Origin of the sequence: Kitasatospora sp. NBC_00039 (assembly GCF_045160625.1) — a bacterium.
Classification (GTDB): Bacteria; Actinomycetota; Actinomycetes; order Streptomycetales; family Streptomycetaceae; genus Kitasatospora.
This window is the reverse complement of the sequence record NZ_CP108289.1, coordinates 707775-721028: the sequence shown is the minus strand read 5'-3', so window position 1 is coordinate 721028 and position 13254 is coordinate 707775. Positions and strand designations below refer to the sequence as shown.

General features: G+C 73.4%; 9 protein-coding genes. 5 read left to right on the top strand and 4 right to left on the bottom strand.

Annotated features, from left to right (window positions below; genetic code table 11):
- The first annotated feature begins 3 nt into the window (after positions 1 to 3).
- The 4 genes from OG286_RS03565 to galK all read left to right on the top strand — a co-directional run bounded on the left by OG286_RS03565 (position 4) and on the right by galK (position 5279).
- Positions 4 to 1719, top strand: a complete 1716-nt coding sequence (locus OG286_RS03565; protein ID WP_405363183.1) for a glycoside hydrolase family 36 protein — start codon at positions 4 to 6, stop codon at positions 1717 to 1719.
- Positions 1720 to 1753: 34 nt separating this feature from the next.
- Entirely contained in the window at positions 1754 to 2800 is a 1047-nt protein-coding gene (locus OG286_RS03560; protein WP_405364725.1) for a LacI family DNA-binding transcriptional regulator, read from the top strand.
- A 227-nt stretch (positions 2801 to 3027) separates the two neighbouring features.
- Complete coding sequence (gene galT, locus OG286_RS03555) at positions 3028 to 4146, top strand: galactose-1-phosphate uridylyltransferase (RefSeq protein WP_396322386.1); 1119 nt, start codon at positions 3028 to 3030, stop codon at positions 4144 to 4146.
- Complete coding sequence (galK, locus tag OG286_RS03550; RefSeq protein ID WP_396322387.1) at positions 4143 to 5279, top strand: galactokinase; 1137 nt, start codon at positions 4143 to 4145, stop codon at positions 5277 to 5279. The genes galT and galK overlap by 4 nt, the downstream gene beginning before the upstream one ends.
- 109 nt (positions 5280 to 5388) lie before the next feature.
- Here galK and OG286_RS03545 read toward each other — a convergent pair whose 3' ends face one another.
- Both OG286_RS03545 and OG286_RS03540 read right to left on the bottom strand, forming a co-directional pair.
- Positions 5389 to 7533, bottom strand: a complete 2145-nt coding sequence (locus OG286_RS03545) for an NPCBM/NEW2 domain-containing protein (RefSeq protein ID WP_405364723.1) — start codon at positions 7531 to 7533, stop codon at positions 5389 to 5391.
- An 82-nt stretch (positions 7534 to 7615) separates the two neighbouring features.
- A complete protein-coding gene (locus OG286_RS03540) occupies positions 7616 to 9697 on the bottom strand; it encodes an alpha-galactosidase (RefSeq protein WP_405363187.1) in 2082 nt (693 codons plus the stop codon).
- Positions 9698 to 10085: 388 nt separating this feature from the next.
- Between OG286_RS03540 and OG286_RS03535 the strand changes: the two genes are divergently transcribed.
- The gene (locus OG286_RS03535; protein WP_405364721.1) at positions 10086 to 11135 is read left to right on the top strand and encodes a substrate-binding domain-containing protein; all 1050 of its coding nucleotides are present in this window, start codon (positions 10086 to 10088) and stop codon (positions 11133 to 11135) included.
- 216 nt (positions 11136 to 11351) lie between these two features.
- Here OG286_RS03535 and OG286_RS03530 read toward each other — a convergent pair whose 3' ends face one another.
- Both OG286_RS03530 and OG286_RS03525 read right to left on the bottom strand, forming a co-directional pair.
- Positions 11352 to 12161 carry a DeoR/GlpR family DNA-binding transcription regulator gene (locus OG286_RS03530; protein WP_396324899.1) on the bottom strand — a complete coding sequence of 270 codons (810 nt, stop codon included), beginning with the start codon at positions 12159 to 12161 and terminating at the stop codon, positions 11352 to 11354.
- Between the two features lie 135 nt (positions 12162 to 12296).
- Positions 12297 to 13190 carry an NAD-dependent protein deacetylase gene (locus OG286_RS03525; RefSeq protein ID WP_405364719.1) on the bottom strand — a complete coding sequence of 298 codons (894 nt, stop codon included), beginning with the start codon at positions 13188 to 13190 and terminating at the stop codon, positions 12297 to 12299.
- Positions 13191 to 13254: the final 64 nt, after the last annotated feature.

Genomic DNA, 13254 nt, shown 5'->3' with positions numbered 1-13254 from the left:
CCCATGGACGACATCTGGGAACCGCACGCCCCCACCGCCGGCGGACTCCGGCCGCTGCCCGCCGAGGGCCTTGACCTGCGGGTGAGCGGTGAGGCCACGGTCCGCCCGGTCACCGAGGGCGTGACCGAGGTGACCGCCGAGAGCGAGGGCGAGACCCGGGTCGAGTGGCGCGTCCCCTGCGTCGACGCCACCGCCTTCTGGACCCCCGAACCCCGCGGCACCGGCTGGCTGCCCGCCGCCTGGAGCGCCCCGCGCCGCACCGGCCTCGCCAAGGGCGCGCCGGTCGCCGCCCTGATCGGCACCGGCGACGTCGCGCTCTGCGCCTTCGCCGCCGACCGCACGGACGTCCTGGCCGGCGCGGGAGTCGTCGAGGAGAACGGCGAGTTCCGCTTCTGGGCCCAGGCCACCGGCCGCCTCACCGTCCGGATCGACACCTCCCGCCGGCACTTCGCCCGCAGCCTGGCCGACCTCGCCCAGTGGTGGGGGAGCGGCCGGGCGGCCCACGTCCCCGACGCGGCCCGCCGACCCGCCTACTCCACCTGGTACACGCTCCAGCAGAACGTCACCCCCCGGACGGTGGAGACCCAGGCCGCCCTCGGCAAGGCCCTCGGCCTCGACACGATCATCGTCGACGACGGCTGGATGACCGGTGACCGCACCCGCGGCTACGCCCACTGCGGCGACTGGGAACCGCTCTCGCTGCCCGACACCGCCGCCCACGTCGGCCGCGTCCACGACCTCGGTGTCCGGTACCTGCTCTGGTACGCCCTGCCGTTCATCGGCAAGGAGAGCGCCGCCTGGGATCGGCTCGGCCGCTACGCGCTCGCGGACGCCGCACACATGGGCGCCGTCGTCGCCGACCCCCGGTACCCGGCCGTCCGCGAGCACCTCACCGACCGGCTGGCCCGAGCCGTCGAGGAGTGGGGGATGGACGGGCTGAAGATCGACTTCATCGACTGGTTCGCCGTCCCGGATCCGCCGGCGCCCGGCCCGGAGGCGGACTGCGCCACCGTCGACGAGGGCGTCGAACGGCTGCTCGCCGCCATCCACCGCCGGATCACCGCCGCACAGCCCGAGGCGATGACCGAGCACCGCCAGCCCTACACCAGCCCCGGTCTCTGGCCGTACACCACCATGGTCCGCGCCAGCGACTGCCCGCTCAGCCCGCAGGAGAACCGCCAGCGCACCATCGACCTGCGGCTGGTCGCCGGGCCGGTCGCGGTCCACGCCGACATGCTCATGTGGCATCCGGCCGAGCCGGCCGAGCAGGTCGCCTGCCACCTGATCAACGTCCTCTTCGCCGTCCCGCAGATCTCCGTCGACCTGGCGGCCCAGAGCCCGGAGCAGCGCGAGGCCCTCGCGTTCTGGCTCGGCGTCGTCCGCGAGCACCTGCCCACCCTGCAGCTCGGCGAACTCCTCCCGGCCCGGCCCGACCTGGGCTACCCGATGGTGACCGCCACCGGCGACGGGACGGTGGCGGTCGCCCGCTACGCCCCGCTGCCCGTGCGGGCCGGTAGCGGCCCGTGGCACACCCTGCTCGTCGCCAACGCCGACGGCGACCCCGAGGTGCGCGTGCTGGGCGTCCGCGGCCCGGCCGCGGTCACCGTCCACGACGCCCGCGGGCGTATCGTCCGTAGCGACACCGCCGACCTGGCCGGCGACGGCGTCGTCACCGTTCCCCGCGGGGGGCTGCTGACCCTGCGCCGACCGCAGGCGTAGCCGCCCGGGCCGCCCGACACCTTACGGAGCACCGATGACCCAGGGAGCACGCCCGCCGCGCCGCGCCACCACCATCGCGGAGGTGGCCAACGCGGCGGGCGTCTCCCGTCAGACGGTCTCCAACACCCTCAACGCCCCCCACCGCGTCCACCCCGACACCCTGGCCCGGGTCACCGCGGCCATCGAGGAGCTCGGCTACCGGCCCGACCAGTCGGCCCGCTCGCTGCGCACCGGCGAGCGGCGCACGATCGGCTACCTCGCCCCGGTGGACGACCCGTTCGACCCGAACCCGCTGATGGCGGGCTTCCTGGAGGCCCTGGTGGACGCGGCCGCCGCGGAGGGGCACCGCGTCCTGCTGGTCCGCCCGGCGCCGGGCGAGGCGGCGGCCCGGGCGGCGATCGACGAGCTCGTGGCGGCCCGTCAGGTGGACGGCCTGGTCTTCGCGGACGTGCTGCACGACGACGCCCGGGTGGCCCGGGCAGCCGGGGCCGGCGTCCCGTTCGCCGCCTTCGGACGCACCACGGCCGACCTGCCGCAGCACTGGGTGGACATCGACAACGGCGCGGCGATGGCCGACGTGGTCCGGCACCTGGCGGCGCGCGGTCACCGCAGGGTCGGCTTCGCGGCCTCGGCCGCGGACCTGCCATGGATGGCGGCGCGGCGCGAGGGCTTCCACGCCGAGGCCCGCCGGCTGGGCCTGGACGTGGTGCAGCCCCCGCCGGGCGGGCCCGGGGCGCCCGGGGTAGCCGGCGCGCCGGGGGTGGCCCCACTCCGCGCCCTGCTGCGAGGCCCGGACCGGCCGACGGCCGTGGCGGCCGAGAGCGACCTGTCGGCCCTGGACGTCTACGAGGCGATCCGCGCCGAGGGCCTGGCCGTCGGGCGCGGCGTCGCCGTGACCGGCTTCCACGACACCCCGCTCTGCCGGCACCTGCACCCCGCGCTGACCTCCGTGCGGCTGCCCCTGCGGGCCATCGCCTCCGCCCTGGTGCGGCTGCTGCTCGCCCAGGTCCGCGGCCAGACGGTGCCCGCCGCCGGCCAGGTACTGGCCACCGAGCTCGTCGTCCGGACCAGCTCGGAGTAGTCGGGAGCAGCTCGGCCGGCTGGGACCGGCCTGGCACGGAGCAGCTCGGCCCGGCTCGGCCTGGCACGGACCGGCCCGGCGGCCCGTCGGCCACCGTTCGTACCCTCGGGCCCGCGTGTCGTCCTTGCGGACCCTTCCTGTGGGCTTCCGGCTTCCTTGTTGAGTACTGTTCGATAATGTTTGCTCCTGGTTTACTCCCGTCGCCGTGCAAGGAAGACGAAGAACACATGGCCGAGACCGCCGCCGCACCGACCGTCAGGACCGTGACCAGGCTGGCCGACGGGCGTGAGCTGATCTACTACGACCGTGGTCCGGCGCCCGGCCGGGACACCGCCGACCGCCGTCCGCTGGACCGGCCCTCCGGTGGCTCCGAGATCCGCCTGGATGCGGCCACCGGCGCCTGGGTCACCATCGCGGCGCACCGCCAGGCCCGGATCTACCACCCGCCGGCCGACGAGTGCCCGCTCTGCCCCTCCCGGGGCGGCCGGCTGAGCGAGATCCCGGCCGAGGAGTACCAGGTCGCCGTCTTCGAGAACCGCTTCCCCTCCCTGGCCGGCCTGCCCGGCCCCGACCTCCCGGCCGGCGAGGACCCGCTGCGCACGTCGCGGCCGGCGGCCGGCCGGTGCGAGGTGGTCTGCTTCACCGCCGACCACGACGCCTCCTTCGCCGACCTGGACGAGGAGCGTGCGCGGCTGGTGCTGGACGCCTGGACCGACCGCACCGCCGAGCTCGCCGCCCTGCCCGGCGTCCGGCAGGTCTACTGCTTCGAGAACCGCGGCGCCGAGATCGGCGTCACCCTCGCCCACCCGCACGGCCAGATCTACGCCCTGCCCTTCACCACCCCGCGCACCAGCCGCATGGCCGAGCAGGCCGCCCGCCACCGCGCCGCCACCGGCCGCAATCTCTTCGAGGACCTGGTGGCCGCCGAACGCGCCGACCCCGCACGGGTGGTGGCGGCCGGGGAGCACTGGACGGCGTTCGTGCCGTTCGCCGCCCGCTGGCCCTACGAGGTCCACCTCTACCCGCACCGCCGGGTGCCCGACCTCACCCGCCTCACCGCGGACGAACGCGCCGAACTCCCCGGCCTCTACCTCGACCTGCTCCGCCGCTTCGACCGCCTCTTCGGCACGCCGCAGACTCCCGTCCGGGCGCCCTACATCTCCGCCTGGCACCAGGCGCCCGCCGTCGGCGGAGACGAACTCGCGCTCCACCTCGAACTGTTCACCGTCCGCCGCACCGCCGAGAAACTCAAGTATCTGGCCGGCACCGAGTCCGGCATGGAGGCCTACATGAACGACGTCGCCCCCGAGGACGCCGCCCGCCGTCTGCGCGAGGTCGCCCGATGAGTGCCACCGCCTTCCAGCAGCTCTACGGCCACGCCCCCGACGGCACCTGGGCCGCTCCCGGCCGGGTCAACCTGATCGGCGAACACACCGATTACAACGACGGGTTCGTGCTCCCGATCGGACTCCCGCAGACCGTCCGCGCCCAGGCCCGCCGCCGTGACGACGGCCTGCTGCGCCTGCGCTCCACCCGCAGTGGCGGCCCGCCCGTCGAGCTGGTCGTCGACGATCTCGCCCCCGGCGCCGTGGACGGCTGGGCCGCCTACCCCGCCGCCGTGGTCTGGGCGCTGCGCGCGGCCGGCCACCAGGTCGGCGGCGCCGACCTGCTGTTCGACAGCGACGTCCCGGCCGGCGCGGGCCTCTCCTCCTCGGCCGCCCTGGAGTGCGCCGTCGCCATCGCCTACCGCGACCTCCACCAACTCGACCTGGACCGGAAGCAGTTGGCGCTGATCGCTCAGCGGGCCGAGAACGGGTTCGTCGGCGTCCCGTGCGGGGTGATGGACCAGATGGCGTCGATGTGCTGCCGCGCCGGTGCCGCCCTCCACCTCGACACCCGCGATCTCAGTGCCCGGCAGGTCCCGTTCGACCTGGCCGCCGCCGGACTGACCCTGCTGGTCATCGACACCCGGGTCAGGCACGACCTCGGGGACGGCGCCTACGCCGCGTTGCGGGCCGGCTGCGAACGGGCCGCCGCCCTGCTCGGGCTGCCCGCGCTGCGCGATCTCCCGGCCGCCGACCTCGACCGTGCTCTCGCCCGACTGCCGGACGAGCTCGGGCCTTTGGTGCGACACGTGGTGACCGAGAACGACCGGGTCCGGCAGGCGGTGGCGCTGCTCGACGCCGCCGACCCGGCCGGCCTCGGCCCCGTCCTCACCGCCGGCCACACCTCCCTGCGCAAGGACTTCCGAGTCTCCTGCGCCGAGACGGACCTCGCTGTGGAGGCGGCCGTCGCCGCCGGGGCGCTCGGTGCCCGGATGACCGGCGGGGGGTTCGGCGGCTCCGTCATCGCCCTGGTGCCCGACCGCGCCGCCGCGGCCGTCGCCACTCAGGTCACCGCCGCCTTCCGCGCCGCCGGCCACACCGGGCCGCGGATCTTTCCCACCCTCCCCGCCGAGGGAGCCCGCCACCTGGCCTGACCGCCCCGCGGTCTGCCGGAGCCGGGCCGGAGAGCCCCGAGCGCCATGAAACGGCCCGGGCGCGGTGCCGGACCACGTCCGACACCGCGCCTTCGGGCCGAGGTGAAGGTCAGCAGGTGAGAACGGGGTTCGCCCAGTCGGCGTGGTCGCTGTTGGTGCCGTCGCCGCCGTCGGTGACCACGAGGTGCAGCTCGTCGGCGCCCGTGAGGTCGGCGGTGAGGTGCTTGGCCGCGGACGCCGCGAGCATCAGGCCGCTGTCGGCGACCTTGGCGGCGTCCTTGTAGATCTCGAAGGTGACGCTGCCGCGGCCGTTCGCCTCGGCGTCCACGCCCACGTCGGTGGTGAGGGAGGTGCAGGAGCCGCCGAGGTAGTAGACCACCTCGCTGAGCGCGTTGACGCCCAGGCCCTTGGCGTACGTGGTGCCCGCGATGGTGATGGTCCGTCCGTCCCGGGCCTGGTTGTCGCCGTTGCTCATGTCCCTCTCGACCGGGCCCCAGCTGTTTCCGGCCGAGGACCAGGGGAGGCTGGAGAGCTGGTGGGTGCCGGCGGCCGGGCCGCTGCCGCAGGCGATGTGCGCGCCCGCCCAGTCGGCGTGGTCGTAGCTGGTGCCGTCGCCGGCGTCGGTGACCACCAGGCGGACGGTGGTGGCGCCGGTCAGGTCGGCGGTGAGGTGTTTGGGCTGGTCCTTGCCGGTGACGGTGCCGCTGTCGGCGACCTTGGCCCCGTCCTTGAAGACCTGGAACACCACCGAGCCGTTGCCGTAGGTCTCGTCGTCGAGCCCCACGTCGGTGGCCAGGTTCCGGCAGGCGCCGCCGAGGTGGAAGCTGACGTCACTGGGGGCGTGCACGCCCAGGCCCTTGGCGTAGGTGGTGCCGCGGATGCTGAGGGTGTGCCCGTCACCCGGCTGGTGATCACCGTTGCTGCGGTCCCGCTCGACCGGGCCCCAGTGGTTGGCGGCCGCGCCGAACGGGAGGTCGCTGAGCTGGGTCACCCCGGTCGGCGGGGGGACGGGCGAGCCCGGGGTGACCCGGAACATCGCCGTGCCGTGCCCCGGGACGGTGGCGCTGACGGTCCCGTTGCCGGTGGTGGTCTTCTTCGACCACAGGTCCTTGACCTTGTAGGAGTCCGCCCCGCCGATGCCGAGGGTCTGAGCGGTGGCCGTGATGGTGGCGTCGTAGGAGCCCTCGTTGGTCAGGGTGACCGCCCGGCCGCCGTCCGCCAGCGGCTTGGACATCACCACGAGGCCCTGTTCACTGGAGACCACGGAGCCCTGCCGGCCCAGCGGGTCCTGGTCCACCGCGATCACGTCGGTGTTGGTCAGGATCTCGAAGGTCTCCGGCTCGGCGCTGCGCAGGTCGGTGCCGATCATCAGGGGTGCGGCCATCTCGGCCCAGAGGCTGAAGTGGGTCCGGTACTCGGTCGCGGTCATCCCGCCGTTGCCGACCTCCAGCATGTCGGGGTCGTTGAAGGCCCCGGCCTTGGCGTAGCCGGCCAGGCCCTGGTTGGCCTGGGCGATGGAGATCATGCTCTGCCAGGTGTCGCTGATGTCGCCGGTGGTGCGCCAGGAGTTGCCGACCGACGGTGCCCAGTTCCACGGGCCGGTGCTGCCCCACTCGCAGATGCTGTAGAGGATCGGGCGTCCGGTCGCCTTCAGCGCGTCGCCCATCGCCTTGTAGCGGGTCTGGGCGTCGATGCCCAGGTTGTGGCAGTTGTCGTACTTCAGGTAGTCCACGCCCCAGGAGGCCCAGAGCCTGGCGTCCTGCCGCTCGTGGTTGAGGCCGCCGGGGAAGCCCTTGACGTCGCAGGTGTGGTCGCCCGCGCTGGAGTAGATGCCGAACTTGAGGCCCTTGGCGTGGACGTAGTCGGCGAGCGCCTTGATGCCGTTCGGGAAGCGGACCGGGTCGGGGACGAGGTCGCCCGCGGCGTTGCGCTGCGGCAGCGCCCAGCAGTCGTCCAGGTTGACGTACTGGTAGCCGGCGGCCTTGAGGCCCTTGCTGACGAAGAGGTCGGCGATACCCTTGATCATCGCTTCGTTGAACTGGGCACCACACTGGGTGGAGTTCCAGTTGTTGAAGCCCATCTGCGGCGTGAGGGCGAGCCCGTTGTCCGCTGCCAGCGCCGGTGGCGCGGTGGCGAGTTGGAGTCCGACGGCGAGGGCGCCGCCACCGGTGAGCAGAGTCAGGGCCGTCAGTGCCGACGCGATGCGGCGGGAGGGCGCGGAACGGCGGGACTGCGAGGTGCTGGGGGAGCGCAAAGGTCCTCCAGAGAAGGTGTGTTGGATGGGACCCCCGGCCCCGGCGAGACGCCGGAGCCGGGGGAGCAGGGGGTGGGGAGCATCAGGAGAGCAGGCTCCAGGACTGCCCCGCCGCCGATCCGTCGGACGGACTGAGGACCACCGGGGAGGTCGCGGCGGCCTGCGGGGCGGCCAGGACCAGACCGGTCGCGACGTTGGTGACGGTCAGCGCTCCGGTCGCGGTGTTCTGGACGACGCGCCACTTCTGGGCGGGGTTGCCGGGGTCGTAGGCGTTCTGGACCCGGGCGGGCTGGCCGGGCGTGCCCGGGCCGGTGAGCGTGCCGTGGATCTGCGTGCCCGTGTAGCAGTTGTCGGTGATGCGAACCGTGCCGTCGGCGTTCGCGGCGAAGTTCCACTGCTCCGAAGTGTGGGAGCTCCACCAGGTGTTGATGTCGACGGGGGAGCCGTCGGGGGCGCTGCACGTGCCCTGGACCTCCAGCGCCTGGCCGCCGGTGCCGCCGGCGCTGATGCCGTGGTACCGGCCGTCGCCGATCACCGTCGCCGGGACGGTGCCCGGCAGCGCCTTGAGGCGGTACAGGGTGACGCCGTGCGGCTCCACCTGGGCGCTGAGGCTGCCGGTCACGTTGCCGGTGGCGCCGGTCCAGAGGTCCTTGGCCGAGTAGCCGGGCCCGGTCAGACCGAGGTCGGCCAGGCTGGTGGAGACGGTCCGGTAGCCGGCCGGGTCCTGGTTGATCAGCAGGACAGCGGTGTCACCGTTGGCGAGTTGGCGCTTGAGGACGACCGGTGCCGTGCTGCTGTTGGGCGGGGCGCCGACCAGGGTGGCGGGCTTGGCCAGCCGGTCCTGGTCGATCGCGATGACGTCGGTGTTCTTGTAGACGGCCAGCTGGTCGGCGGTGATGCCGGTGGACCAGGTGAGGCCGTCCCGGGTGTGCTGGGAGTTGGCGGCGGTGCGCAGGTCCGCGCCGGAGATGAGCGGGGAGGCCATCATGGCGAGGACCGACATCTCGCTGCGCGACTCGGTCAGGGACATGGGCTTGTGGCAGGGGCAAGTGTCGGTCTGGCCGTACACGCCGTAGGGGTTCTGCCAGCCGGCGAACATCATGTCCATGTCATTCCAGCTGCCCGGCCGGGCGTTGCCGGGGTACTTCAGGGCCGTCTGCAGCTGCCCGTTGTAGAGCACGCCCTCCAGGTCCGGGCCGCGGTCGCCGCCGATCCGGCAGAGGTTGGCCACCTGCCCGCACCACACGCCGGTCGGGGCGTAGCCCGGTGCCTCGTTCGCGGGAGTGCCGGCCGCGACCACCACCGGGTCGGTGCGGGCGGGGTCGTCGGAGGCCAGGAGGTAGGGCACGCCGGTGTGCACCGGCTGCGCGGAGACGCTCAGTGCCACCCGCGGGCGCCCCTGGGACTGGGAGGCGGAGTCGAGCGCCCGCTGGAAGTCGCGAACCCGGGCGTAGATGGACCGGGTCAGCTCCCTCCCCTCGCCCTGTGTCCAGTAGTTGTGGCCGTCGGGGCCGATGATCTGGGGGCCGTACGGGCAGTCGTCGTACTTGACGAAGTCCACGCCCCAGGCGACGAAGTCGGCGGCGTCGGTGGACTCGTGGCCCAGGCTGCCGGGGCGGCCCTGGCAGGTGGTGTAGGTGTCCGTGGCGTAGAGGCCGAACTTCATGCCCTTGCTGTGGGCATACCAGGACAGGTACTGGATCCCGTTCAGGGACTGCCCGTTGACGGTGTGCGCGGGGAAGCGCGCCGCGTCGGGGACGAGGTGGCCGGAGGTCAGGTCGAACCCGGAGCCGTCGGTGCCGCTGGTGGGGTTGCGGTTGGCGTCGTAGAGCTGCATCGCGCCGTAGGAGTTCTTGACCAGGTCGGTGGTCTGGCCGTCGCGGTGGCCGAGCGACCAGCCGTCGTCGATGGTGACGGTGTCGTAGCCGGCCTGGACCAGCCCGTTGGCGGACATGAAGTCGATGGTCTGGACGACCTGTTCCTGGGTCACTCCGGTGCCGAGGGTGTTCCAGGAGTTCCAGCCCATCGGCGGGGTGAGGGCGAGTCCGTTGTCCAGGGCGGCCGCGGGGGCGGCCGCACCGAGGACGACGGTGCCGAGCCCGGTGGCCGCGAGTGACAGCGCGACCAGGGCACGGGGCAGTGAGCGGGGCAGGGGTATCCGCATGGGCGCTCCAGAGTGCGCGGGTGGGGGGTGGGGGTCGGCAGTCCACTGCCGTTGATTTCTGTTTGAAGTCCCAACAGAAAGCAACGCAGCATAGACACACGGACACGCCGGGCTCAAGTGCCTTGCACAGAGCCGCCGGTGACGGCCGCTCGACCCGAGTGGCACGGAGGGCTCCGCCACGTGCCGTGGCATGTCACAGGTTGATCTCGGCGTGACAACCTGCTTGACGCCAGCTCAGTGCAGCATGTGATATTTCACATCGCGTTGAAATTCGTTCAGTTCTGATCGCTTATTGAACAGGTGCTCGATCCCGGGCCTGTTCGGCGCACCCTCGATCCCCACCCGTGTCGGTACCGGTCCCGCACCGGCACAAAGGAGCGTTTCCCCCATGATCCGAAGCACCGCCGGCCGTGCCGCCACCACCGCCGGCCTCCTGCTCGCCCTCGGCCTGACCACGACCGCCTGTTCCACCGGTCAGGAGTCCGTGAAGTCGGGCGACGCCTCCGTGGCCACGGTGAGCGGGAAGATCTCGATCACCTACCTGCAGAAGCAGGGCGACCAGGAGTACTTCGTCGGGGAGGCGGCCGGAGCGAAGGCGAAGGCCGCGGAGCTCGGCGTCGACCTGAAGGTGGTGAACCTGGGCAGCGACGCCAACAAGACGGTCAGCGAGGTGCAGGCGGCCATCGCGCAGAAGACCAACGGGGTGATCATCGTCGTCCCGGATCCGGCCGTGGGGCCGCAGGTCGTGCAGACCGCCCGGGACGCCAAGGTCGCGCTCCTCACCTCGGACGACCAGGTCTGCGCCACCGGCCCGGACCCCGCCGCCTGCGCCAAGAGCGACCTGGTCGCCCGGATCGGCTTCTCCGGCCAGCAGATGGGCACCGAGGTCGGCAGGCGCGCCGCCCAGGAGTACAAGAAGGCCGGCTGGAGCCCGGCCGACACCCGGATCATCTCCGCCTGGAAGCAGGACGTCACCGTCTGCGGCGACCGCGTGAAGGCCGCCAAGGAGGCGTTCAGCACCGCCGCCGCCCAGGTGCAGACCATCGACGTCGCCACCGACAACACCCCCACCGGCGCCCAGGACAGGGTCGCCGCGACCGTCACCGCCAACGCCGGCGTCAAGCACTGGATCGTCTGGGGCTGCAACGACGAGAACGTCCAGGGCGGCGTCACCGCCCTGCGCAACGCCGGCGTGAGCGCCGACAACGTGGCCGGCGTCGGCCTCGGCGCCTACCTCGCCTGCAAGGACTGGAGCGGCACCCAGCCCTCCGGTATGAAGGCCGCGCTGTTCATCAACGGCCGGGACGTCGGCGCGCTCGCCGTCCAGACCATGTACGACAAGCTCAAGAACGGCAAGGACATGCCCGCCGAGGCATTCGCCAAGACCACCATGGTCGACGCCGCGACCTGGAAGAGCGCCGGGGTCACCTGCAGCTGACCGGCCGTCACCGGCGGCCGCCCGCCCCGTACGGGCCGGGCGTGCACCCGGTGCTGCGGCCCGGCGCCGACCCGGCGGAACGTCGTCAGGGGCGCGCTGCCGGCGGCCGCCGCGGTCGTCCGGCAGCGCGCAACGGGGACCGCGCCCCCGCGACCGCGCCGCGGGCCCGCCCGGGTAGGGCCGCACCGGGCGGCGCTGGTCGCCGAGGCGTCGTGCTCAGGTCGCGGGCACCTCGGCGACCACCAGTTCGCCGACCGCCTCCGCCAGGACGCCCCGGGCGTGCTCGCCCAACCCGGAGTCGGTGACGAACACGTCGATGTCCTCCAGCGCCGCGAACCCGCTGAGGCCGACGACGCCCCACTTGCTGTGGTCGGCCACCACCGCGACGCGCCGGGCGGAGGCGATCAGCGCCCGGTTGGTCTGCGACTCGGCGAGGTTCGGCGTCGTCAGACCGGCCTTCTCGGACACCCCGTGGGCACCCAGGATCAGCAGGTCGACGTGGAGCGCCCGGATCGACTGGTCCGCGAGCGGTCCGACCAGCGCCGCGGACGGCGTCGGGGAGCCCCCGGTCAGCAGCAGCGACGGCGCATCCGGATCGTGCTGCTCCCCGGCCGACCGGATCAGGTCGGCGACGGGCAGCGAGTTGGTGACGACGGTGAGCCGCGGCACCCGCAGCAGCCTCGCCGCGACCGCGAACGCCGTCGTCCCCGCCGAGATCGCGATCACGCTGCCCGGTTCGACCAGGGCCGCCGCCGAGTCCGCCACCGCCGCCTTCGCCGCGGACTCGAGGCCGGACTTCACCTCGAACCCGGGCTCGGCCATCGCCGTCTCCGACCCGAGCACGGCACCACCGTGCACCTTCTTCACCGTGCCCGAACGCTCCAGCGCGTCCAGGTCCCGGCGGACGGTCATGTCGGAGACGCCCAACTGCTCGACCAGATCCGCGACCCGCACCGCACCGCTGCGGCGCACGATCTCGGCGATCAGCGCCTGCCGCTGATGGGCCAGAAGTCCGGTATCCGCCACAGCCCCGCTCCCCTCACCACCACACCGAAAACACCAGAACCAAACAGCTACAGAGGATACGCAACCCACGGGCGCAGCGGCCCGGCGCGTACCGGGGAGCGCCTTCGAGGCGGTGCCCACCGGGATCGTACGTCGTCAGCCGCCGGCGGAAGGCCCGCCGTCGAACTGCTCCGCCAGCGCCGTCAACGTCGCGCCGAGTGGCAGGGAGAGCGTCACCTCCGCGTACGCGTCCCCACGCGTCCCGCCCTGGTTGACGATCGCGACGGGCTTGCCGGTGGCGGCGGCGTGCCGCACGAAGCGCAGGCCCGACAGGACGGTCAGGGAGGAGCCGAGGACGAGCAGCGCGCGGGCGTCGTCGACCAGGTCGTAGCAGTGCCGGACCCGTGGCCCGGGCACGTTCTCGCCGAAGAAGACGACGTCGGGCTTGAGGATGCCGCCGCACGCCGTGCAGGGCGCGACGCGGAAGGACGCGGCCGCCGCGTCGGGCAGCTCCACGTCCCCGTCCGGGTTCACCCGGGCGTCCGCGCCCGCGGCGGCGCCGTTGAGGGCGTGCAGGCGACGGTCGAGCTCCTCGCGGGTGCTGCCGCGCCCGCAGCCGAGGCAGACGACCCGGTCGAGTCCGCCGTGCAGTTCGACGGCGTCGACGGTGCCGGCCGCGCGGTGCAGCCCGTCGACGTTCTGGGTGATCACCGCCGACACCTGGCCGGCCCGGCGCAGCCGCTCGACCGCCCGGTGCCCGGCGTTCGGCCGCGCCTCGGCGATCGCCCGCCACCCGGCGTGACTGCGGGCCCAGTACCGGCACCGGCTCGCGTTGCTCCCCACGAACTCCTGGTACGTCATCGGCGTGTGCCGACGAAGCAGGCCGGTGGCACCCCGGTAGTCGGGGATGCCCGACTCCGTCGACAGCCCCGCGCCGCTCAGGACGGCGACGCCCCGCCCCGCCAGCAGCCGCCGGAGCTCGTCCAGCCCGTCGGCCTGCGGCACGCGCTCACGGGCGGCCGGCCCTTCGGGTCCTCGATGTACGGGCATGCAGCCAGCGTAGGACAGCCGCCGCCCGGGCGGGCCGGAGAGCCGCCGCTCGTCGCTCGGGGAA